The following is a 22,444-nucleotide window of genomic DNA, read 5'->3' on the forward strand; positions in this document are numbered from 1 at the left end:
AAAAAGAATTTGCTTGGCGACCATAGCGATTTGGACCCACCTGATTTCCATGCCGAACTCAGAAGTGAAACGAATTAGCGCCGATGGTAGTGTGGGGTTTCCCCATGTGAGAGTAGGACATCGCCAGGCTTTGATTATTGTCTAACCAGACACGCTGCGGAGCGGTAGTTCAGTTGGTTAGAATACCGGCCTGTCACGCCGGGGGTCGCGGGTTCGAGTCCCGTCCGCTCCGCCACTATTATTTGTTATAAAGAATGAGAGTCGTCTCATAAAACACGAACTACAGGGGTGTAGCTCCAATTGGCAGAGCAGCGGATTCCAAATCCGCGTGTTGGGAGTTCGAATCTCTCCACCCCTGCCATATTTAAGAAGCCTCAGTCGAAAGACTGGGGCTTTTTTACATCCGAAATTTGTTGTTGCGTGTCTATGTCTGAGTGACATAGCAGTGGATTCCGCTCATGACTAAAATTGGCGCGTGCAGGGAGCTTGTAGGCAAGTCCCATCGAATATTCGGTGTGCCGACCCAGTCCACCCCTGCCATATTTAAGAAGCTTTGTTCGAAAGAGCGGGGCTTTTTTACATCCGAAATTTGTTGTTGTCGTTCTATGTCTGAGTGACATAGCAGCGGATTCCACTCATACCTAAAATTGGCGCGTGTTGGGAGCTTGTAGGAAAGTCCCATCGAATCTTCGGTGTGCCGTCCGAGTCCACTTCTGCGATAGTTAAGAAGCCTCGTTCGAAAAGAGCGGAGCTTTTTACATGTTTAAATTTTGCGTTTTCGTTTCTACGTTGGTGTTGTATACTTGGAGGTCACTAATATCTATATCAGTGTGGTGGTGGGAAAGTTGTCCTGTCACCTTCTACCATATATGCGGGTTTAGAATTACTAGAGCCATTTCCGTTTATATTAGGTTCTGTAGTCCTTTATCTAGGCGATATTAAAAGGAGGGCTACTTAAGGTGTTAGGTGCTTGAAATAGGCGTAGATCCCAATCAAGTTTGCTTCAGAGAAGTGAAAATACGTTCATCAATCTGCACTGACGGCTTTGATAGCTTTCGACGTATACAAAAAAGCCGAGCGTATGCTCGGCTTTCAGCTGTGACGGGCTGATTAACTTATTTTAGAATCGCTTCATTACCGTTTTCACGGATATGTTTGAGTAATTCTTTAGCGCCTCGTGCACTGGCTGCGACGACATTTCCTGATTTCATATAATCAGTGCCACCAGCGAAATCAGTAACAAGAGCTCCCGCTTCACGAGCAATCAGTTCACCTGCCGCAAGATCCCAAGGTTTTAGACCTAATTCAAAGTAACCATCAACACGGCCGGCTGCAACATAGCAGAGATCTAGCGCTGCTGAGCCTGTACGACGAAAATCAGCGCAGTCGACGAAAAGTGCAGAAATGATTTTTAGGTAGCTTTCAGAGTGCTGCTTTTGTTTGAACGGAAAGCCCGTTGCTAATACAGTACCTTGTAGGTCTTTAAGTGGTTTAACTCGAATACGAGCACTGTTCAGCTGAGCGCCGGCACCACGTTGAGCGGTAAACAGTTCATTAAGCATAGGGTCGTATACACAGGCTACTTCTGTTTTGCCTTTGATACGTACAGCGATAGAAACACTAAAGTGAGGGAGACCTTTGATAAAGTTGGTCGTGCCATCCAGTGGGTCGATGATCCATTGCACGTCATTGTCTTTACCTTCAATTAACCCATTTTCCTCTGCCACAACACTGTGTTCAGGGTAAGATTGCTTGATGGTATTGATAATGATCGCTTCTGCTTCTTTGTCTACGTTAGTAACAAAGTCATTCGAGCCTTTTTGTACTGATTCAATTTTTTCAGCATTTTCTAGAGATTTGGCAATATGGTTGCCTGCTTTTCGCGCAGCGCGAATCGCAATATTAAGCATAGGATGCATACGAATTTCCCAACGGATGTTAAAGAACAGAAAACGGCGGCGAGTATAACAGAGTGACAGTAAAAGGGAAGTGGTTAATTTTTGCACTTTTAAACACTAAGCTCTTTAGAGACTGACCAATTGAGTCAGGTATGTGTTAATATCCGCGTCTCATTTATTGGCTACTGCGGATTCATCAATGCTTAATCATGTCAAAGTCGTCCTTGTTGGCACTTCTCACTCCGGTAATATCGGCTCAGCGGCTCGAGCAATGAAAGTGATGGGCTTAAGTGAAATGGTCTTAGTTGCACCGCAGTGTGAAGTCGATGCTCAGGCGATTGCGCTCGCAGCTGGCGCTAGTGATATCGCACTTAATGCTCAGGTGGTTGAGTCACTAGAGCAAGCCGTTGAAGAGTGTACTTTGGTCGTCGGCTCTAGTGCTCGTTCAAGAACGCTGGAATGGCCAATGCTGGAACCTAGAGATTGCGGACGTAAAATGATTGAACAAGCAGCGCATCACAGGCATTCTGCTCTAGTGTTTGGTCGTGAGAGAACAGGCTTAACCAATGATGAATTGCAAAAGTGCCATTATCACGTTGCGATACCTGCAAATCCTGAGTATTCCTCTCTCAATCTTGCGATGGCGGTGCAAACCTTAAGTTATGAAGTAAGAATGGCGTATTTAGAACGTCAGGAGCGGGCGTATTCTGGCAATATTTCTCAGTACCAAGCCGAGTATCCACGTAACAAAGAGTTGGAATTATTTTACTCACACCTTGAAAAGGTACTGGTCGACACTCAATTTACTTCTAAAGACCAGCCTGGAAAAGTGATGAATAAGTTGCGCCGCTTGTTTTCGCGAGCGAGACCAGAGATTCAAGAGTTGAATACTTTGCGTGGTATTTTAACTGCGGTTGAGAAATCGATAGGCAGTAAGCGGTAATACGTAGCACGACAAAAGAATAATCCAAAATACCTGAGTAAATTAGTCAAATAAATACTTGACCAAATTACTCAGGTATGAAAAAATCCATACCACATAAACGATGTGGATATGGTGTAATATGAGACTAACATCAAAAGGAAGATATGCAGTAACTGCCATGTTAGACGTGGCGCTTCACTCGCAGCAAAGCCCAGTACCTCTTGCGGATATTTCTGAGCGACAAGGTATTTCACTCTCTTATCTTGAGCAGCTGTTTTCAAAGCTTCGCAAAGCTGGACTCGTCGCGAGCGTTCGCGGACCAGGTGGTGGTTATCGCTTGGGTGCTGATGCGCAAACTATTGCTATCGGTACTGTCATCGCGGCTGTAGATGAATCTGTTGATGCGACAAAGTGTAATGGTAAAGCGGATTGTCAAGGTGGCTCTCGTTGCTTAACTCATACTTTGTGGCGTGATTTAAGTTCTCGTATTAGCGACTTTTTAAATAACATCACTCTTGGTGAGTTGATGGTTGATAACGAAGTTCTCGAAATATCCGACCGACAAGATATCGATTTGGCGGTTAGTCATGGCGCAGCCAATACAACAACAAGTAGCGCGCCTATCGGAGTTAATGTCCGCTCGTAAGCGGGTCTGCAAGTTACATTGGAGTAGAAAATGAAACTGCCTATTTATTTAGATTATTCAGCGACTTGTCCAGTTGATCCTCGTGTAGCTGAGAAAATGGTTCAGTACATGACGATGGACGGTACTTTTGGTAATCCAGCGTCGCGTTCACATCGTTACGGTTGGCAGGCTGAAGAAGCAGTTGATACCGCTCGTGAGCAAATTGCAGATGTTCTTAATGCTGACCCGCGTGAAATTATTTTTACGTCTGGCGCGACTGAGTCTGATAACTTAGCGATTAAAGGTGCTGCGCATTTTTACGGTAAAAAAGGTAAGCACATCATTACCTGCAAAACCGAGCACAAAGCGGTTCTTGACCCTTGTCGTCAACTTGAGCGTGAAGGCTTCGAAGTCACTTACATTCAGCCTGAACCAAATGGTTTAATTGACCTCAAGAAGTTAGAAGCAGAAATGCGTGATGACACTATTTTAGTGTCGATCATGCACGTAAATAACGAAATCGGTGTGATTCAAGATATCGCGTCGATTGGTGAATTGTGCCGCGACCGTAAAATCGTTTTCCATGTTGATGCCGCGCAATCAGCGGGTAAGTTACCTATTGATGTACAAGAGATGAAAGTTGATTTGATCTCAATGTCAGCACACAAAGTGTATGGCCCTAAAGGTATTGGTGCCTTGTATGTACGTCGTAAGCCACGCATTCGTTTAGAAGCACAAATGCATGGTGGTGGTCATGAGCGTGGTTTCCGTTCAGGTACACTACCGACACATCAAATTGTTGGTATGGGCGAAGCATTCCGTATCGCAAAAGAAGACATGCAAAAAGATTACAATCACGGTAAAGCACTGCGCGACCGCTTACTGGCTGGAGTCAGTGATATGGAAGCTGTGACGATTAACGGTGATTTGGAGCAACGTCTTCCAAACAACTTAAACATCAGTTTTGCCTTTGTAGAAGGCGAGTCTTTGCTGATGTCACTGAAGGATTTAGCAGTGTCTTCTGGCAGTGCTTGTACGTCAGCCAGTCTAGAGCCGTCTTATGTACTACGTGCACTGGGTTTGGATGATGAATTAGCTCATAGCTCAATTCGTTTCTCTTTTGGCCGTTTCACGACCGAAGAAGAAGTGGATTACGCAATTGAACAAATCCGCGTAGCCGTTAGCAAGCTACGTGAAATGTCTCCTCTATGGGATATGTACAAAGAGGGTGTTGATTTGAGCTCTGTTGAATGGGCGCATCACTAATCGTCTCAAGGATAGAACTAGAGGATTCGAGGTAACTTATTATGGCATATAGCGAAAAAGTAATTGATCACTACGAGAACCCACGTAACGTTGGTTCATTTGATAATGAAGATCCAGCGATTGGCAGCGGCATGGTTGGTGCTCCAGCGTGTGGTGACGTCATGAAGCTTCAAATCAAAGTGACGCCAGAAGGCATCATTGAAGATGCTAAGTTTAAAACTTACGGTTGTGGTAGTGCTATCGCATCGAGCTCACTGGTTACAGAGTGGGTAAAAGGTAAATCGATCGACGATGCCGCAGCAATCAAAAACTCTGAAATTGCAGAAGAGCTTGAGTTGCCGCCAGTGAAAGTTCACTGTTCAATTCTTGCCGAAGACGCAATTAAAGCGGCTGTTGCTGATTATAAGAAGAAACATCAGTAAAACCGTTTATAATGGGAGCTTTCTTGCTCCCATTCCATCGATAGAATCAGTTTAAGGTGCAGTATGGCCATCACATTATCAGACGCAGCAGCTTCTCGAGTAAAAGCTTTCCTTGAAAACCGTGGTAAAGGCATTGGTTTACGCCTTGGGGTCAAGACGACTGGCTGTTCGGGAATGGCTTACGTGCTGGAGTTTGTTGATGAGCTCAATGAAGACGAAGATGAAGTCTTTGAGCACTCTGGCGTAAAAGTGATCATTGATAAAAAGAGCCTTGTTTACTTAGATGGTACTCAACTTGACTATGTCAAAGAGGGGCTAAACGAAGGTTTTGAGTTCAATAACCCCAATGCGAAAAGTGAATGTGGCTGCGGTGAAAGCTTTAACGTTTAATAACTAAGTGTCTGGTTGTTGCACAGCAGTCAGACATCTCGCAAAGGACCTGACACTCCATGAATCACTTTGAATTATTTGGGCTACCAACTCAGTTCCAGCTGGATGGTAGCCTTCTTTCTTCACAGTTCCGTGAACTGCAGAAGCGCTTCCACCCAGATAACTTTGCTACCGGATCGGATAGCGAACGCTTACAAGCGGTGCAAAAAGCGTCACAAATCAATGATGCTTATCAGATTTTAAAAGACCCAATTACTCGTGCTGAGTATTTACTGGCTGAGCAAGGGGTGGACATTCGTAGCGAACAGCAAACGATGCAAGATCCCATGTTTCTGATGGAGCAGATGGAGTTGCGCGAGCAACTCGAAAGCATTGCTCATTCATCAGACCCTGAATCAAAATTACTCGATTTCGATAGTCGTGTCTCTAAAATGTACAAGCAGCACCTTGCTGCTGTTGAGCAAGAGTTGGGCGATGAACTTTGGTCCCAAGCGGCTGATCGTGTACGAAAGCTCAAATTCATTGCCAAGTTAAAGAGAGAAATAGAGCTAGTCGAAGATAAACTCCTGGGCTAGATTGTAATAAAGGACCAATTATGGCGTTACTCCAAATCGCAGAACCCGGACAAAGTTCGGCGCCTCACGAACACAAATTGGCCGCTGGTATCGATTTAGGTACTACCAATTCGCTGGTTGCTTCGGTAAGAAGTGGTGAAGCGAACACGTTAGCGGACGATCTCAACCGAAGTATTTTGCCGTCTGTCGTTAGCTACGCTCAACAGCAACCCGTTGTTGGCTATGAAGCGAAACAGCAAGCGGAATTGGACCCTCAAAACACCATTATTTCCGTGAAGCGTTTGATTGGTCGTTCGCTCGAGGATATTCAATCTCGCTACCCCACGTTGCCTTACCGTTTTACGGCCAGTGAATCTGGATTACCTCTGCTTAACACCGCTCAAGGAAGCCGAAATCCGATTCAAGTCTCTGCAGACATACTTAAAGCGCTTGGACAGCGTGCTGAAAAAAGCTTAGGGGGCGAATTAGCCGGTGTCGTGATTACTGTACCTGCCTATTTTGACGATGCACAGCGAGCGGGTACCAAAGATGCTGCTAAGTTGGCGGGCCTTCATGTTTTACGCCTACTAAATGAACCTACGGCTGCAGCCATTGCCTATGGCCTTGATTCTGGTCAAGAAGGCGTAATCGCTGTATACGATTTAGGTGGCGGCACATTCGATATTTCTATTCTTCGCTTGTCTAAAGGCGTGTTTGAAGTGCTTTCAACGGGCGGAGATTCAGCATTAGGTGGCGACGACTTCGATCATTTGATTGCTGAGCATTTACTCGAGCAAATCTCTATCGAGCGTCCACTGTCGGCTGAGCAAAATCGAATCTTGCTCAATGTCGCGACTGAGGCCAAAATTGCCCTATCTCAGTCTCAAACCACCTCGATTTCAGTACTTGGTTGGGAAGGCGAATTGACTCGGGATACATTGAATGAGCTGATTGAACCGCTGGTTAAAAAGACCTTATTGTCTTGTCGCCGAGCATTGAAAGATGCACACGTAGACAGTGATGAAGTCCTTGAAGTGGTCATGGTCGGTGGTTCAACACGCACGCCTGCAGTTCGTGATATGGTCGGTGATTTCTTTGGCCGCACGCCATTGACGAGCATTAATCCTGACGAAGTCGTCGCGATAGGGGCGGCCATTCAGGCCGATATTCTTGCCGGCAATAAGCCCGACTCTGAAATGCTACTTTTGGATGTCATTCCTCTCTCTTTAGGAATTGAAACCATGGGCGGCTTAGTTGAGAAAATTATTCCACGCAATACCACGATTCCTGTTGCACGAGCTCAAGAGTTTACCACTTTTAAAGATGGGCAAACTGGCATGAGCGTCCATGTAGTGCAAGGTGAGCGTGAAATGGTTGATGATTGTCGCTCGCTGGCCCGTTTTTCATTAAAAGGCATTCCTCTCATGGCGGCGGGCGCTGCGCATGTGCGTGTGACTTATCAAGTTGATGCAGATGGTCTTTTGTCTGTCACCGCGATGGAGAAAAGCACTGGCGTGCATTCTGATATTCAAGTTAAACCGTCCTACGGGTTAAGTGATACGGAAGTCGCGGACATGCTCAATGACTCAATGACTTACGCGAAAGAAGATATGCAGGCACGAGCGCTTGCAGAGCAACGCGTTGAAGCTGATCGAGTGATTGAAGGCCTGATAGCGGCGATGCAAGCCGATGGCGATGAACTGCTGAGTGAGCAAGAAAGCCAACAATTAGTTAAAGTCATAGAGTCACTGATTGAAGTGAGAAATGGCGATGATGCAGATGCCATTGAACAAGGCATTAAAGACTTAGATAAAGCCAGCCAAGACTTTGCTTCTCGCCGAATGGATAAATCGATTCGTGCTGCTCTCGCTGGTCAGTCTGTGAATGATATTTAATAGAGGTTTTTAGTTATATGCCTAAGATTATTGTTTTACCTCATGAAGATTTATGTCCAGAGGGGGCGGTTTTAGACGCTCAAACGGGCGAATCGGTACTGGATGTGGCACTAAAAAACGGCATCGGTATCGAGCATGCGTGTGAAAAATCTTGTGCTTGTACGACGTGCCATGTCGTTATCCGAGAAGGTTTTGATTCACTGGAAGAGAGTGATGAGCTGGAAGATGACATGTTGGATAAAGCATGGGGATTGGAGCCTGAGTCTCGTCTTGGCTGCCAAGCGCGTATTGCCGATGAAGACTTGGTGGTCGAGATTCCAAAATACACCATCAACTTGGCAAAAGAAGATCATTAAGACAACCGGTAAGGTGAAACAATGAAATGGACTGATTCTCGCGATATCGCGATAGAACTTTGTGACCAATATCCTGATGTAGATCCGAAAAACGTACGTTTTACCGACTTGCATCAATGGATTACCGAGCTCGAAGAGTTTGATGATGATCCGAATCGTTCAAATGAGAAGATTCTGGAAGCCATCATTCTTTGCTGGATGGATGAGATGGACTAGAAGATTATCTTCTTAATCTCACATTATTAACAATTTGCACTAAAAAAAGCGGGCTAAATAGTCCGCTTTTTTATCAAGTTGACATAGTTACCCTACATAATGCTAACATCCTAGGGTTTAGATAATAAAAGCGTAGGCAACGCTACACAAAGACAAGGAGAAACCATGTCTACACAGATGTCTGTATTTATAAGCCAAGAGGCCGCTTTACCTAATTGGGGTGAAAAAGCGACGTTGTCATTTAATGAAAATGGTGCGGTTATTCACCTAGATCAAGGTTTTGATCTTGCCGCCATTCAGCGCGCCGCTCGCAAATTGGACGCGCAAGGAATTAAACAAATTGCTTTGCAAGGTGAGGGTTGGAATTTAGAAGCGGCTTGGGCATTCTCTCAAGCTTACCGTAACCCAAAACTGAATAATGAGTTGACGTTACCTGAGTTAAGCGAAGCTGACAGTGCTGAACTTCAAGCTCGCATCAAGGCGGCCGACTTTACGCGTGACCTCATCAATAAATCGGCAGAAGAAGTGGCACCTCGCCAATTGGCAACGATGGCATCTGAATTTATCAAGTCGGTTGCACCTGAAGGCACTGTGAGCATCAAAATTGTCAAAGATAAAGATTTACTGGTTGAAGGTTGGGAGGGCATCTACGCAGTAGGACGTGGTTCTGAACGTACGTCTGCCATGCTGCAGTTGGATTACAACCCAACGGGTGATGAAAACGCGCCGGTTTACGCGTGTTTAGTCGGTAAAGGTATTACTTTTGACTCCGGCGGTTACAGCCTTAAACCATCGAATATGATGGGAGCGATGAAGTCAGACATGGGTGGTTCGGCAACCGTAACCGGTGGCCTTGCACTGGCGATTATGCGTGGCCTTAACAAGCGTGTAAAACTCATTTTGTGCTGCGCGGAAAACATGATTTCTGGTCGTGCGCTTAAATTGGGCGATATTATCACTTATAAGAATGGTAAAACGGTTGAAATACAAAACACTGATGCGGAAGGACGTCTCGTTCTGGCTGATGGTTTGATTTATGCTTGTGAGCAAAAACCACAGCTGATTGTTGACTGTGCAACGCTTACCGGTGCCGCTAAAAATGCGCTTGGTAATGATTACCATGCGTTGATGAGTTTTGACCAAGAGTTATCTCAGCAAGCGCTGAAGGCTGCGCAGCAAGAGAACGAAGGGCTTTGGCCTCTGCCGTTAGCGGACTTCCACCGTGATATGTTGCCGTCGAATTTTGCTGACTTGTGTAACATCAGTAGTGGCGATTACTCCCCAGGTGCAAGTACCGCGGCGGCTTTCTTGTCGTATTTCGTTGAAGATTACAAGCAAGGTTGGTTACATATTGACTGTGCGGCAACTTACCGTAAATCAGCGACAGATAAATGGGCAGCCGGCGCAACGGGAACGGGTATTCGCACCTTAGCGCGCATTTTAGCTCAATAATCAAAGTCAACTAAGGATAAGCAGACACATTTCTGCTCCAAGAAAATTTATTACAATTCAAAAGGAAAGTACCCTATGGCGCTAGAGAAAACATTTTCAATTATTAAACCCGATGCGGTAGAACGTAATTTGATCGGTGAAATTTATCAGCGAATCGAAAAAGCCGGCCTGAAAATTGTGGCGGCGAAAATGGTGCATTTGACCGATGAGCAAGCCAGCGGTTTTTACGCTGAACACCAAGGCAAAGAGTTCTTTCCGCCACTGAAAGAGTTTATGACTTCAGGGCCGATTATGGTTCAAGTTCTTGAAGGTGAAAATGCGATTGCGCGCTATCGAGAATTGATGGGGAAAACGAATCCTCAAGAAGCAGCTTGCGGTACTCTACGTAACGATTATGCACTGAATATGCGTCAAAATTCGGTACATGGTTCAGACAGCCCTGAATCAGCCGCGCGTGAGATCGAATTTTTCTTCCCGCAGTCTGAAGTATTTTCTCACTGATTTGAAGTTTGTAGAGCTTTGATATTTTCAGTAAGCCTCCCTATAACGGGAGGCTTTTCTTTTTATGGACCGTCAGCCGTAGCTATAGCAAATCACATGCTTTGTGGACGGCTGCAACCAAGCGTGTCACATCTTGTTCCGTATTATAAATACCAAACGAAACTCGTACCGTACCTGTGATGTTAAGCGCATCCATAAAGGGATGTGCACAGTGGTGGCCAGAGCGAACAGCGATCCCTTGCTGATCAAGTAAAGTCGCCATGTCTTGATGATGAACACCTTGAACTACAAAACTTAAAAGTGATGAGCCCGGTTGGTAGCCGATGATGTCGATATCATCGATTAAGCTAAGTTGTGTGTAAGCCATGTGTTGCAACTGAGCGATGTGCTGTTCAATATCGGCGAGCTTAAAGCCTTGATACCATTCAATGGCTTTGCCAAGAGCAATGGCTCCTGCCACATTCGGCGTGCCCGCTTCGAATTTTCCGGGAAGTGCAGAAAAAGAGGTATGTTCAAAGCTGACTTTTTCGACCATTTTCCCTCCCCCGTGCCAAGGTGGCATCGCTTCAAGTATGTCTCGCTTGCCATACAGAACGCCAATACCAGCAGGCGCATAAAGCTTATGACCAGAGAAAACATAAAAATCGGCATTTAGCTCAGCGACGTTCACGGCTTCATGCACAATACCTTGAGCGCCATCGATCAGTACCATAGCACCAAACCGATGCGCCAGATCAATACACTGTTCTATTGGTTGACGCGTGCCCGTCACATTGGTGATGTGTGCTAGCGCGACAATCTTTGTTTTGTGGTTTAGCAGAGATTGAAAAGCATCCATATCGAGTTGGCAATTGTCCGTCATCGGCACTTTAACCACTTTTGCCCCAGTTTGCTGCGCGACAATCTGCCAAGGAACAATATTGGCGTGATGTTCCATCTCTCCCACTAAAATTTCGTCACCTGCGGATAAGTGATTACGGGCATAGGTCTGCGCAACTAGGTTAATTGCCTCGGTTGCCCCGCGAGTCCAAATGATCTCTTCTATCGCTTGGGCTCCAATAAATTGACGAACGATGTCTCGTGCATGCTCAAACTGGGTTGTCGCATTGGCGGTTAAGCTGTGACTACCGCGGTGTACGTTTGCGTTTTGCTGGCGATAGTAGTCAGCTATCGCATCGATAACGACATCGGGTTTTTGAGTCGTCGCAGCACTATCTAGATAAATCAGTGGTTGATGATTAACTGTCTGCGCTAGTGCTGGAAATTGCGCTCTAATACTGACTGTTTCTAGCATTCTTGCTGACCCATCTTATGGTAGTGAAGGGTCGGTAGAGTAACCATTGGCTCAGCGACCGTCCACGCATGAGCTTTTCCTGAAAAATGAATAATAATTTCCATCGCAAACTCCAGTGCAGTTCCCGGACCTTGGCTGGTGATGAGATTATGGTTGATATCAATGGTTACTCGCTTGTCACGCCAACGCGCTTCGGGAATATGCTGACGAAAGTTTGGGTGGCCTGTCATCAAGGCGTTCGGGTAGAGTTGATGGCGTTGCAATACCAAGGCGGGAGCAGCACATATGGCCGCGACGAGTTTACCTTCGAACATCTGTTGGCGAACCATTTCGATAAGCAGCGTACTGTCGCCAAACGTTTGTGCCCCTTCTGCGCCACCGGGAAGAATGATGGCGTCAAATTGATCATCGGCAATATCGACTAAGGCACAATCTGCGGTTAGCGTAACACCACGGGAGGCTTTTAGTGCCAGTCTTCCTTCAAAATCAGCACTGGCTGTTGTGACTTGATATCCTGCGCGTACCATCATATCGATAATAGTAATGGCTTCCATTTCTTCCGTTCCCTGAGCGATAGGAACGAGGACGTGTTTACTCATGAGCAACTCCCGATGTTTTCAATCTGTTTGATGGCAGTGTAGAGCTTTTGGTTTGCTGGTGTCTCAATGCTATGTTTACGTGCGCAATTGAGTAAATACCCGCTAATAAAATCGATTTCAGTCGGCCTCTGATAAAAAATATCTTGCTGCATTGAGGAATAATTTTCTGCGGTTTTCTCAATAACACTATCGACCTGTTGGCGAAGCGCCTGTTGAGCAACTGCAAACCCTTCACATGCCATGACTTGACTGACTTCCAATACAATCTGGTCAAGCGTCTCTTGGTATTGCATTTCACTTAGCGCGCCATTACGAATGTTATGCAGCGCGGTGAGTGGGTTAATGGCACAATTTGTCGCCAATTTATTCCATAATGCGCTTTGAATATTGTTTTGCCAAATACACTCGGGCAGCGCATGGTTTAATACGTCTGCGATAAACCCACATTGCAATGCTTGGTGGTTATGTGCGCCAATCAGCGTTTGGCCTAAACCAACATGTTTTGAGTGGTGTTTTTGCGGTTGAAACGCCCCATGTGTCGTCGTGCCCAGTAAAATAGGGTTACTGGAAAAGACCTGACTGACAGATTCTGCCGTCCCCATGCCATTGTGAAGCAGCAGAATCATCGCCTCTGGTGCGATGTGACTCCTGATTTGATTCAGTGCCGATGAGACCTGCCAGGCTTTAAGCGTGACTAAGATAAGGTCGGCGTCAGCAATCTGCCTTAAGTGGTTATTCGGCAAGGTTACAGGTCGCTGGTCATTTATCGTCAGACTTAATGTATCGCCATCAACACGACTTTGAATACTCACCTTGTGCCCGGCTTGCTTTAATTTGTATGCCCATAAGGTGCCGATAGAACCAGGGCCAACCACGACAATATTCACAGACTGTTCTCGATGCCAAATAATGCAGGCAAGGATAATAATTCATAATCAGAAAGCAAATAAAAATGGCGCCCTTGGGCGCCATTTTTTAAAAGTATTAACAAAGCTTAGAACTTGTAGGTCACAGAGATGTAGTGACCGAAACCGGTAGAATCTACACCAGATTCTTGTTTGATACCGTAGATGTTTTTGAAGCCTTTTAGACCATAACCTACAGCGTAACGGTCTGAGTGCCAGTATAGGCCATTGAACATCGCGCCACCCGTGGCATGATTTGCATACTCAGATTTCATCCCAAATTGCCAGTCAATGTAACCTTGATAAGAGATAAATGAGCCGTTTTCAAAGAAGTACAGTGGTTTGAACCAGTTAGTTGCTAAGTGGTAGCCGTTCCAGTCACGATCGTTGCCAGAGTATGTCGCATACAGGTTTAGACCGATTTTTCCTAACCATGGCACTTCAACGTCAGAACCTAGACCAATTTTCTGGTTGTTTGTTGTTGGGCCTTCGACACATACGGAAAAATCTGCATTACAGTTTGTAGCACCGCCGCCACCCCACTCGATCAACGATGCAACGTAGAGTTCTTTGACCGGACCGAACGACAAATCTTTACCAGTTAATGCATCCAGAGACATACGTGGTGCAAATTTCATAAAGATTTTATCTGCCCCAGCTTTGTCACTATCTGGATCATTCGTTAGGTTAAAAATATCAACGTAACCGTAGAGGTCAAATAGGCCAGAGCGACCGCCAAATTCCATCTCTAGGTAATCGTGATCAGAACCGTCAGGGAAACCTGGTAGCTCATTAAAAGCACCCATTAGGTTGAATTGTAGCCACTTGTAGTCATTTTTGTGGATGTCGCCATCAGAGTAATCAGCGGCCATAGCTGGCGCTGACATTGCTGCTAGCATGCTTAGAGTTAAAAGTGATTTACGCATAAGGAGTTCTCTATGTTTGTAAAAGTGAAAGTGGAATCACCGTTCTTGCTGCACTCGTTTCTTGTTGCCGAGTTGTTATCCTGCGAATAATAGCGATTTCAATCTCAAATTGAAGTCTAAATGTATGTAAACATGACTTTAATAAGTGACGAGTGTCTCACTATTAAACAAAGGTTGTACTGCGACGGTCTTGTTTCATATTTTTGCATTAATTTTGATACCGAAATCGATTGCGCAAGCGGTTGTTCTTATTTTTATGTTTATCAAATAATCAACACATTGAGTAATTGATCGCTATATGACCGGAATACGTATTAACGTGTCAAAGAGTGTGAGGAGTGCCCAATGTCTGACATTATGTTGTTTCCGCTAGGCGCGGTGATTTTGCCTGAAGGAAAGATGCGACTAAGAATCTTTGAACCGAGATATAAACGGTTAGTCACGGAGGCGAGTAAAGGGGACAATACGTTCGGTATTTGCCTGTTTGAATCTGAGCCTGATTCATCATCCGGCTTGCTATCAGCCACTGGTACTTTAGTTCGTATTGTTGATTTTGAGGCGCTCGATGATGGTTTGCTGGGGATTACCGTCGTCGGACTTAAGCGGTTTTTAATTCAGCAAGTTCGCTTTGAACCTGACGGACTACGTATCGCGAGAGTGGAATGGTTGTCTGCGTGGCCTGATCGCGACCTCAACCCGGATCATCAAACATTGAGTCGTCAATTACAGTCCATTTACCAGCAGATTCCCGAGTTAGGGCAGCTTTATGACCAGTGCTTTTTTGATAACGAGAGTTGGGTCGCACAGCGCTGGTTAGAACTGTTACCGCTGAAAAGGCGCCAGTTTGATCACTTAACGTTGCAGCCAGATTGTTCGCAGGCGTTGGATTTCTTGGATCAGGCGATTGAGGTCGAAAAATAGCTATACTCACAATGATCGAGTTCTGAACTTTGTACGTATGAAATACGAGTGCAGGGTTATCGCCAAGGGGCAAAGGGTGCTGCAATGTTAAATAAAGATCCACAAGGGTTTAGTCGGGAAGACTGGCGTTTGTGCATGGAACAAGTAAAGCAACAGGATAAACACGCTTTCGGTCTGATTTTTAATCATTTCTCGCCGCGCTTGAAGCAATTTGCTTTCAAGCATCTCGGCAATGAGCACGTTGCGATTGAAGTGGTTCAGGACACATTGGCGATGGTTTGGCAAAAAGCCGCTCTGTTCGACGGCAAGAAAAGTGCGCTGTCGACTTGGATTTACACGATTGCTCGCAACCTGTGTTTTGACATGATGCGTAAACAAAAAGGACGTGAACCACACGTGCTTGCTGACGATATTTGGCCGAGTGATTTTACGCCCCCTGATATGGTCGAGCATTACTCGCCGGAACAAGACCGTCTCAAGCAGCAAGTTTTAAAGTTTTTAGATTTATTACCGGAGCCACAGCGCAAAGTCGTTCAGGCTGTATACATAGAGGAGATTCCTCACCAGCAGGTGGCGGACATGTTTGATATTCCTCTTGGTACAGTCAAATCTAGGCTGCGTTTAGCGGTTGAAAAGCTTCGGTTAAGTATGGAGGGCGATAGGCCATGAGGTTCCATCCTGACAAATTATTACTTCAGCAATATGCGCAAGGTGATGTAGATGCAACCCAAGGTCTTGCTCTTGCGGTGCATTTAGAGTCTTGCCCGGAGTGTCACCAACAGGTTGTCCGTTTTGAGCGGCAACTTGGCGCAAAGCTTGAACACCAAGCGATGAAGCCGTCGGACGACTTACCGTCTGAAGATATGCTGTCTCAGATTCTTACTTTACCTCAGAAGAGTAGGGAGGAGCTTCTCGTACCGAGTAAACCACATCAAGTGACGGTCAATAGCCGACGTTTCACGTTACCAAAAGCCTTGTATCCGTTTAGAGATAGAATCGGTGATTGGCGCAACTATGGCGGCAAGGTGTTCAGTGCGGTGATTGATTTGGAAGAAGAAGCGCGAGTGAACCTGATGTACATGGCGCCAGGCGTTTCGGTTCCGCAGCATACGCACAAAGGCTATGAATCGACTCTGGTACTGCATGGCGGGTTTAGTGACGAAGATGGGCACTACCGTGCGGGAGATTTTTTGTTGAAAGATGCGTCAGTCAAACACAGTCCAACCACACCCCAAGATGAAGATTGCTTATGTTTGAGTGTTCTGACTGAACCCATGTTATTTACTCAAGGTGTTGCCAGAATCTTTAATATGTTTGGTAAAGGGCTGTATCCGTAAATAATCCTGACGATAAAAGGGCGACTCCGATGAGTCGCCCTTTTATCGTCAAGGTGATTGATTCTCTCGATGTGCTTTATCCAGTAACCGGTTGAAGTAGTGACGAAGGGAATACAGCATCAGCAAACTCGGTACTACCATTAGTGCAGTGATGACAAAGAACAGTGACCAGTTATTGAGTAAATCGGCTAACTCTCCACTAAATGAAGCCAGTACGGTGCGGCTAAAGTTCCCCAGAGAGGCTAGCAGCGCATATTGAGTGGCGGAAAAAGCTTGACCAGTCAGCACCGTTAGAAACGAAACAAACGCCACGGTCGAGAAAGCGGTTGTGAAGTTATCGACAAAAATAGTGGCCACAAATAGGTGTTCATTGGGACCAACATTTGCAATCCATGAGAACATTAAATTGCTGGCCGCCATCGCAGTGCCACCAATCATCAGCCCTTTAACGATGCCAAATCGTACGTTAACCATGCTGCCAATAAAGGTAAATAGCATGGTGACCCCCCAGCCCATAAGTTTTGAGTAGTTACCGATTTGTTCGTTGGTAAAACCGATCTCTTTATAGAAAGTGATCGACATTCGGCCAAGGAAAGCTTCCCCAATCTTAAACAGAAATACGAAGAGCAACAGAGTCAGGGCGACGCGTGTTCCGTTACGTCGAAAGAAATCAATGAAGGGTTCGAATAGCGTCACGGTTAACCAAGAGATGACTCGGTTGCCTACAACATTCGTATGGCGTTTTTCCGCTTCTGACTGCAATTGATCTCGCAAAGTGACAGGTTCGCCCACCAGTAGTGTAAACACCATCAACAGCCCGACAACAAATGCCATGCCATAGTAAACCCCATTCCAGCCAATTTGGTCGGCATTGATAAACGCTAAGTAACCAGGAAGGGAGTACCCCGTCCACCATCCGATAACAGCCATGGCAGACGCCTGTGGCAGTTTTTCCGATTGAGAACGAGGAAAGGTATCAATCCTAAAGGCATCGATGGCGATATCTTGAGTTGCCGAAGCGGTGGCGATTCCAAGAGCCACCATAGACGCAAACATCAAGTCATGACGTGGGTCTATCCCTGCGATCACTAATGTGCAGGCTAAGATGATGGCTTGGCAGAAGAAGATCCAACTGCGCCGCTGGCCCAGCAATGAATGCAGAAAGGGCAGTTTTACTCGGTCAACCAACGGAGCCCAGAGAAAATTAATACTATAAACGGCAAATACGCTACCAAAATAGCCAATTGCAGTACGGCTGAGCCCTGCGTCGGTTAGCCAACCCGACATATTTGAGCCAATTAATACCCAAGGAAAGCCACTTGAGCAACCAAGCATCAAAACCCATAGTAGGCGGCGATCGAGGTAACTACGGAAGGTCTCGGCCCACGATAGATGAGAAGGATTAGACGACATGCATGGTCCTTAAGATGAATAAGGCTCTACAAAGTAGAGCCCATAAGTTTTATTTTTCTACGCTAACCGCAGTGATGATAATCGGTTCGACTGGCACATCTCGCATGCCTTGCTTCGCAGTCGTTGGTTTTTTAGCCATATTCTGAATGACATTAAACCCTTGGGTTACTTCACCAAATACTGCGTAACCTGGCGGACGCTGTTTGTAGTCAAGAAAGTTATTATCGACAAGGTTGATATAAAACTGACGAGTCGCCGAGTTAGGATCGTTGGTACGCGCCATCGCGATGGTAGCGGTTTTATTGCTTAAGCCATTAGTCGCTTCATTGGTGATGGGCGCGTAAGTCGGTAGACGATTCATTTCTTGGTCAAAACCACCACCTTGTGCCATGAAATTAGGAATCACGCGGTGAAATTGACTACCGACATAACTGCCGTCATCCACGTACTTCATAAAGTTAGCCACACTGATAGGCGCTTTTTCTTGGTTCAACTCAACCGTGAATGGGCCAAGATTGGTCTCAAACGTTACTTTGGGGCCTGCAAATACGGAGCTACTGACCAGAGTCAGGGCAAGAACCAGTGATTTCCACATCAGAAACGTTCCTTCATGTAGTTTTGCAGTTCATTATCATTGGCTATTTCTTCAAGCACTAGGTTCATCACATCATTGAGCACGCTTTGAATTTCTTCGTTAGATGCACTCATCATTCCGTTGCGACTTGCGGTGCCGGTATACGTCTTAACCAGCTTACCTTTTGGTGTTTCTGCGGTCACTTCGAGCACCAAGTTGGCATCCATTTGGTTTTCTAGTACGGAATGCTTAACGGAAACCAAAGCTTCTTGGATTTCTAACTCGACATTGTTTTCGCTATTTACCGTATTTTTGAAACCTTGAGATTCAAACTGTTCCAACAGGGCATTCTCTAAGGCAATGCGTACATTTTGCTTAGCATGCAGAGGTTCAATGTTAGAACGTCCACTGTCAACAAGGGCGACATATTGCGCAGCTCGAACATCTTTACTGGTTAGAGAGAAGGCTTTGCCTTGAGTTATGGTGTTCATGCTCAGTTGCGGCTGAAGTGTCAAATTCAACTGTTCTTGTTGTGGGGCAGAACATGCTGTTAATAAAGCAATAGAGGCTGCCAGAACGAATTTTCTCATGCTAATGGTTCCTTTCTACTTTCTCTTGTTCGAGATGAGTGGTATCTGTTTTAGCAGATAATAGTGAATTATTTAGTCGCTTGTAAAATAACAAATTTCTTATTGACTGCGATTTGACGTAGCTGAGCTTTACCAAACAGCCTTGCAAGCTTGTTATCGTATCCGAGGTGACGGTTACCGATAACCAATAACTTACCTTTTGCGCGTAGAACTTGCTTAGCATCACAGAACATTTGCCAAGCAATATGATCAGTCACGGCTAATTGTTGATGAAACGGGGGATTACAGACAATTAAGTCTGCACTCTGTGGTGCAAAATCATCAAGGCAATTATTGACCTTGGCTTCAAATTGGAACTCGGGTCCCAAAGCCGCTTTCACATTCAGCGTTGCGGATTCAACCGCCATATAACTCTCATCGACACCGATAATTTCAGCGTTAGGATTGAGTTGACCGAGTTTCACAGAAAGGACACCGTTGCCACAGCCCAGGTCGATAATCCGTTTAAAACGTTCGTCTTTTGGTAAATAGGGCAATAAAAACCGTGCACCAAGATCCAAGCTTTCACCGGAATAGACATTGGGCAAGTTTTTTAAGGAATAGTTCTCTCCATCGACGGACCATTCGACAAAGGGAGAGATTGGCTGGGGTGACGCATCTAACTGCGAAAATACTAAGCGATGTTTTTTCCATGCGAGTGATGTGGTTGTGGTTCCCAAATGCTTTTCAAACAGTTTTAAGGTCGAAGTGTGTATTTCTCGTACTTTATTAACTGAAACTACCCTGCAATTTGCCGGTAAAGTGTTACGAATTTTGTCTAAAATCCAGCTGAGATGGCGATTGCTTTTGGGGATTTTAAGTAAGACTAAGTCGGTATCTGATGGCAGCTCATTGAGGGTATTTAAATGCGTGATAGCTACGCATTGGTTACGGCTCAGATTTGCTTTCGCACCTTGATGAGCGATAAACGAATCGCTTACCATAGTGACATTGTGGTGCTTGGATAAATAGCACGAAAGCGCGCCAAAGCTGTCATTGATAATAACGATATTCTGAGCGGGGGGTAAGCCGAGTTGCTCGACGTGGTTGATTAAGTATTCATCGCCCGCGTCCCAAGCTTGAAGCGTTTCATTTTGGCGGGTTGGGTAGCGGTGCAGATATAAATGACGCTCGTTTAGCGTAAGCTCAGTTTGCATTTTTGGAAAGACTTTTCAGTTAAGGAACTCACGCTATTGTCGCAAAAGGTTAGAGAAGTGCAAACCAAAACCTTTCGATTATCTCGGTAGCACGTTAGACTGAGCAGTCGTGATAAATAATATCTATGGGATGATTTCGCATGCTTCAGCCGATTATAGAGCAAAAGCTTCTTGCTGCATTTGAACCTCAGCATCTTGAGGTGATCAATGAGAGTTACATGCACAATGTACCAGCCGGCTCAGAGAGTCATTTTAAAGTGATCATTGTCTCTGAGAACTTTGATGGAAAACGCTTACTTGCAAGACATCGCTCTGTGAACCAGACTTTAGCACAAGAGTTAGCTGGGCAAATTCATGCGCTTTCAATGCACACTTATACACCACAAGAATGGATGAGCGAAAATCAACAAGCGCCAGATAGTCCAATGTGTATGGGTGGCAGTAAAGCGGATCAGTAATCACCCAAATGTTTTAACAGCCTATAAACAAATCACTGCGTCACTGAATGACAGTTTTGGTATTTTGTAGGCAAATTGTTGCTTGAAACAGAGTGCTTTCAGGTAGATTATCTTTGTGCGTTAGCTCAAAAATATGGTGTTTTCTTAACCTTTTAAACACGTAACTTCCGAAATATAACCACTATTCCGTATAATGGTCATGGCATCAACTTCCGAAAAAATGCTACACTATCGCACCTGATAAATCTCGCTAAAATTTAGTGACGAGGTTTTTACTAGGATGTTGCGATTTTGGTGTTTTTAAACAACAGCAAAACCGGACACTCATGTCGTGTCTTAAAGTTACGCAATTAAAAAATCTTTTTCCCGATAAAGTAGTGCAAGTGCGTATGATTACAATAAAGAAGGGATTGGATCTTCCTATCGCAGGAACTCCTTCCCAGGTGATTAATGATGGTAAAACCATCAAAAAAGTCGCCTTGCTTGGCGAAGAGTACGTTGGCATGCGTCCTACGATGCATGTTCGCGTAGGAGACGAAGTAAAAAAAGCTCAAATTCTTTTTGAAGATAAAAAGAACCCAGGAGTGAAGTTTACTTCGCCAGCGAATGGTAAAGTGATCGAAGTTAACCGTGGTGCGAAGCGTGTACTCCAATCTGTAGTGATTGAAGTGAACGGCGACGAACAGGTAACTTTTGATAAGTTTGAAGCCAATCAACTAGCCGGTCTTGACCGCGAAGTAGTGAAAACTCAGCTAATTGAATCTGGCCTTTGGACCGCTTTACGTACTCGACCGTTCAGCAAGGTTCCAGCAATCGATTCTACAACTCAAGCAATCTTCGTAACGGCGATTGACACCAATCCTCTGGCGGCAAACCCGGAAGTGGTGATCAATGAGCAAGCCGATGCTTTCATTGCGGGTTTAGATATTCTTTCTGCTTTAACCAGTGGCAAGGTTTACGTTTGTAAATCAGGCTCCAGCCTGCCACGCTCAAGCCAATCAAATGTAGAAGAGCATGTATTTAATGGCCCTCACCCAGCAGGTCTTGCGGGTACGCACATGCACTTTCTCTATCCGGTAAACATGGACAATGTTGCTTGGAGCATTAACTATCAAGACGTTATTGCTTTCGGTAAGTTGTTCACGACAGGTGAGCTTTATACTGACCGCGTCGTTTCTCTTGCTGGCCCTGTTGTGAACAATCCGCGTCTCGTACGTACCACGATTGGTGCGAGCCTTGATGAGTTGACGGACAACGAGCTTATGCAAGGTGAAGTCCGTGTGATTTCTGGCTCTGTTTTGACCGGAACTCATGCGACGGGTCCTCATGCCTACCTTGGTCGTTATCATCAACAAGTGTCTGTGTTGCGTGAAGGTCGTGATAAAGAACTGCTTGGCTGGGCGATGCCTGGTAAAAACAGATTCTCTGTTACTCGCGCATTCTTAGGTCACTTGTTCAAAGGGCAGTTGTTTAACATGACAACCTCTACCAATGGTAGTGATCGTTCTATGGTGCCAATTGGTAACTATGAACGCGTTATGCCTCTTGATATCGAGCCAACATTGCTGCTTCGTGATCTATGTGCTGGCGATTCAGACAGCGCACAACGTTTAGGTGTTCTAGAGCTAGACGAAGATGATGTAGCACTATGTACCTTTGTATGTCCAGGCAAATACGAATATGGCTCATTGCTACGTGAGTGCTTGGATACCATCGAGAAGGAAGGGTAAT

25 protein-coding genes, 2 tRNA genes and 1 rRNA gene are annotated in these 22,444 nt (G+C 45.4%); 19 read left to right on the plus strand and 9 right to left on the minus strand.

The window, feature by feature from the left end; translation table 11 throughout:
• Nucleotides 1–12: 12 nt before the first annotated feature.
• The 3 genes from rrf to ACFFUV_RS00015 all read left to right on the plus strand — a co-directional run bounded on the left by rrf (nt 13) and on the right by ACFFUV_RS00015 (nt 361).
• Nucleotides 13–129, plus strand: a 5S ribosomal RNA gene (rrf, locus tag ACFFUV_RS00005).
• A gap of 29 nt (nt 130–158) precedes the next feature.
• Nucleotides 159–235 (plus strand) — tRNA-Asp (locus tag ACFFUV_RS00010).
• 49 nt (nt 236–284) lie between these two features.
• Nucleotides 285–361, plus strand: a tRNA-Trp gene (locus ACFFUV_RS00015).
• Between the two features lie 754 nt (nt 362–1,115).
• Here the strand turns inward: ACFFUV_RS00015 and suhB are convergent.
• Nucleotides 1,116–1,919 carry an inositol-1-monophosphatase gene (gene suhB / locus ACFFUV_RS00020; RefSeq protein ID WP_390188870.1) on the minus strand — a complete coding sequence of 268 codons (804 nt, stop codon included), beginning with the start codon at nt 1,917–1,919 and terminating at the stop codon, nt 1,116–1,118.
• A gap of 178 nt (nt 1,920–2,097) precedes the next feature.
• Between suhB and trmJ the strand changes: the two genes are divergently transcribed.
• From trmJ to ndk, 11 genes are all read left to right on the plus strand, one after another.
• Nucleotides 2,098–2,841: a tRNA (cytosine(32)/uridine(32)-2'-O)-methyltransferase TrmJ gene (gene trmJ / locus ACFFUV_RS00025; RefSeq protein WP_390188871.1), complete on the plus strand. Its 744-nt coding sequence runs from the start codon at nt 2,098–2,100 to the stop codon at nt 2,839–2,841.
• Nucleotides 2,842–2,962: 121 nt separating this feature from the next.
• Nucleotides 2,963–3,469, plus strand: a complete 507-nt coding sequence (iscR, locus tag ACFFUV_RS00030; RefSeq protein WP_390188872.1) for a Fe-S cluster assembly transcriptional regulator IscR — start codon at nt 2,963–2,965, stop codon at nt 3,467–3,469.
• 30 nt (nt 3,470–3,499) lie between these two features.
• The gene (locus ACFFUV_RS00035; protein WP_390188873.1) at nt 3,500–4,714 is read left to right on the plus strand and encodes an IscS subfamily cysteine desulfurase; all 1,215 of its coding nucleotides are present in this window, start codon (nt 3,500–3,502) and stop codon (nt 4,712–4,714) included.
• A 41-nt stretch (nt 4,715–4,755) separates the two neighbouring features.
• Nucleotides 4,756–5,136, plus strand: a complete 381-nt coding sequence (gene iscU, locus ACFFUV_RS00040) for a Fe-S cluster assembly scaffold IscU (RefSeq protein ID WP_390188875.1) — start codon at nt 4,756–4,758, stop codon at nt 5,134–5,136.
• A gap of 63 nt (nt 5,137–5,199) precedes the next feature.
• Nucleotides 5,200–5,526, plus strand: coding sequence for an iron-sulfur cluster assembly protein IscA (gene iscA, locus ACFFUV_RS00045; RefSeq protein WP_390188876.1), 327 nt, complete (start codon nt 5,200–5,202; stop codon nt 5,524–5,526).
• Nucleotides 5,527–5,585: 59 nt separating this feature from the next.
• Nucleotides 5,586–6,101: a co-chaperone HscB gene (gene hscB, locus ACFFUV_RS00050; RefSeq protein ID WP_390188877.1), complete on the plus strand. Its 516-nt coding sequence runs from the start codon at nt 5,586–5,588 to the stop codon at nt 6,099–6,101.
• A 20-nt stretch (nt 6,102–6,121) separates the two neighbouring features.
• Nucleotides 6,122–7,975: a Fe-S protein assembly chaperone HscA gene (gene hscA / locus ACFFUV_RS00055; protein ID WP_390188878.1), complete on the plus strand. Its 1,854-nt coding sequence runs from the start codon at nt 6,122–6,124 to the stop codon at nt 7,973–7,975.
• Between the two features lie 17 nt (nt 7,976–7,992).
• Complete coding sequence (fdx, locus tag ACFFUV_RS00060; protein ID WP_390188879.1) at nt 7,993–8,331, plus strand: ISC system 2Fe-2S type ferredoxin; 339 nt, start codon at nt 7,993–7,995, stop codon at nt 8,329–8,331.
• A 21-nt stretch (nt 8,332–8,352) separates the two neighbouring features.
• A complete protein-coding gene (gene iscX, locus ACFFUV_RS00065) occupies nt 8,353–8,547 on the plus strand; it encodes a Fe-S cluster assembly protein IscX (RefSeq protein WP_390188880.1) in 195 nt (64 codons plus the stop codon).
• 165 nt (nt 8,548–8,712) lie between these two features.
• Nucleotides 8,713–9,999 (plus strand): aminopeptidase PepB, encoded by a 1,287-nt coding sequence (pepB, locus tag ACFFUV_RS00070; RefSeq protein WP_390188881.1) that lies wholly within the window; start codon nt 8,713–8,715, stop codon nt 9,997–9,999.
• A gap of 75 nt (nt 10,000–10,074) precedes the next feature.
• Nucleotides 10,075–10,500, plus strand: a complete 426-nt coding sequence (gene ndk / locus ACFFUV_RS00075) for a nucleoside-diphosphate kinase (protein WP_390188882.1) — start codon at nt 10,075–10,077, stop codon at nt 10,498–10,500.
• 82 nt (nt 10,501–10,582) lie between these two features.
• Here the strand turns inward: ndk and csdA are convergent, their stop codons facing one another.
• From csdA to ACFFUV_RS00095, 4 genes are all read right to left on the minus strand, one after another.
• The gene (gene csdA, locus ACFFUV_RS00080; RefSeq protein WP_390188883.1) at nt 10,583–11,794 is read right to left on the minus strand and encodes a cysteine desulfurase CsdA; all 1,212 of its coding nucleotides are present in this window, start codon (nt 11,792–11,794) and stop codon (nt 10,583–10,585) included.
• Entirely contained in the window at nt 11,788–12,393 is a 606-nt protein-coding gene (locus ACFFUV_RS00085) for a DJ-1 family glyoxalase III (RefSeq protein ID WP_390188884.1), read from the minus strand. Before ACFFUV_RS00085 ends, csdA begins: the two co-directional genes overlap by 7 nt.
• On the minus strand, nt 12,390–13,280 hold the full coding sequence (panE, locus tag ACFFUV_RS00090) for a 2-dehydropantoate 2-reductase (RefSeq protein ID WP_390188885.1): 891 nt from the start codon (nt 13,278–13,280) through the stop codon (nt 12,390–12,392). Before panE ends, ACFFUV_RS00085 begins: the two co-directional genes overlap by 4 nt.
• A 107-nt stretch (nt 13,281–13,387) precedes the next feature.
• Nucleotides 13,388–14,224, minus strand: coding sequence for a nucleoside-specific channel-forming Tsx family protein (locus tag ACFFUV_RS00095; protein ID WP_390188886.1), 837 nt, complete (start codon nt 14,222–14,224; stop codon nt 13,388–13,390).
• A gap of 345 nt (nt 14,225–14,569) precedes the next feature.
• On the opposite strand from ACFFUV_RS00095, the gene ACFFUV_RS00100 reads away from it, so the two are divergent.
• The 3 genes from ACFFUV_RS00100 (at nt 14,570) to ACFFUV_RS00110 (ending at nt 16,482) form a co-directional block, all read left to right on the plus strand.
• Nucleotides 14,570–15,145: an LON peptidase substrate-binding domain-containing protein gene (locus tag ACFFUV_RS00100; protein ID WP_390188887.1), complete on the plus strand. Its 576-nt coding sequence runs from the start codon at nt 14,570–14,572 to the stop codon at nt 15,143–15,145.
• An 84-nt stretch (nt 15,146–15,229) separates the two neighbouring features.
• Entirely contained in the window at nt 15,230–15,814 is a 585-nt protein-coding gene (locus ACFFUV_RS00105) for a sigma-70 family RNA polymerase sigma factor (protein WP_390188888.1), read from the plus strand.
• Nucleotides 15,811–16,482, plus strand: a complete 672-nt coding sequence (locus ACFFUV_RS00110; protein WP_390188889.1) for a ChrR family anti-sigma-E factor — start codon at nt 15,811–15,813, stop codon at nt 16,480–16,482. Before ACFFUV_RS00105 ends, ACFFUV_RS00110 begins: the two co-directional genes overlap by 4 nt.
• A gap of 48 nt (nt 16,483–16,530) precedes the next feature.
• On the opposite strand, the gene ACFFUV_RS00115 is transcribed toward ACFFUV_RS00110, so the two are convergent.
• The 4 genes from ACFFUV_RS00115 to ACFFUV_RS00130 all read right to left on the minus strand — a co-directional run bounded on the left by ACFFUV_RS00115 (nt 16,531) and on the right by ACFFUV_RS00130 (nt 20,255).
• Nucleotides 16,531–17,895, minus strand: coding sequence for an AmpG family muropeptide MFS transporter (locus ACFFUV_RS00115; RefSeq protein WP_390188890.1), 1,365 nt, complete (start codon nt 17,893–17,895; stop codon nt 16,531–16,533).
• Between the two features lie 49 nt (nt 17,896–17,944).
• A complete protein-coding gene (locus ACFFUV_RS00120) occupies nt 17,945–18,490 on the minus strand; it encodes a peptidylprolyl isomerase (protein WP_390188891.1) in 546 nt (181 codons plus the stop codon).
• The gene (locus tag ACFFUV_RS00125) at nt 18,490–19,059 is read right to left on the minus strand and encodes a YajG family lipoprotein (RefSeq protein ID WP_390188892.1); all 570 of its coding nucleotides are present in this window, start codon (nt 19,057–19,059) and stop codon (nt 18,490–18,492) included. The genes ACFFUV_RS00120 and ACFFUV_RS00125 overlap by 1 nt, the downstream gene beginning before the upstream one ends.
• A 68-nt stretch (nt 19,060–19,127) precedes the next feature.
• A complete protein-coding gene (locus ACFFUV_RS00130; protein WP_390188893.1) occupies nt 19,128–20,255 on the minus strand; it encodes a methyltransferase in 1,128 nt (375 codons plus the stop codon).
• A 140-nt stretch (nt 20,256–20,395) separates the two neighbouring features.
• Between ACFFUV_RS00130 and bolA the strand changes: the two genes are divergently transcribed.
• Complete coding sequence (gene bolA / locus ACFFUV_RS00135; RefSeq protein ID WP_390188894.1) at nt 20,396–20,713, plus strand: transcriptional regulator BolA; 318 nt, start codon at nt 20,396–20,398, stop codon at nt 20,711–20,713.
• Nucleotides 20,714–21,102: 389 nt separating this feature from the next.
• Nucleotides 21,103–22,443, plus strand: a complete 1,341-nt coding sequence (locus ACFFUV_RS00140; protein WP_390188895.1) for a Na(+)-translocating NADH-quinone reductase subunit A — start codon at nt 21,103–21,105, stop codon at nt 22,441–22,443.
• The last annotated feature ends 1 nt before the right edge of the window (nt 22,444 follow it).

It is taken from the genome of Vibrio olivae (assembly GCF_042428525.1).
GTDB classification, from domain to species: domain Bacteria; phylum Pseudomonadota; class Gammaproteobacteria; order Enterobacterales; family Vibrionaceae; genus Vibrio; species Vibrio olivae.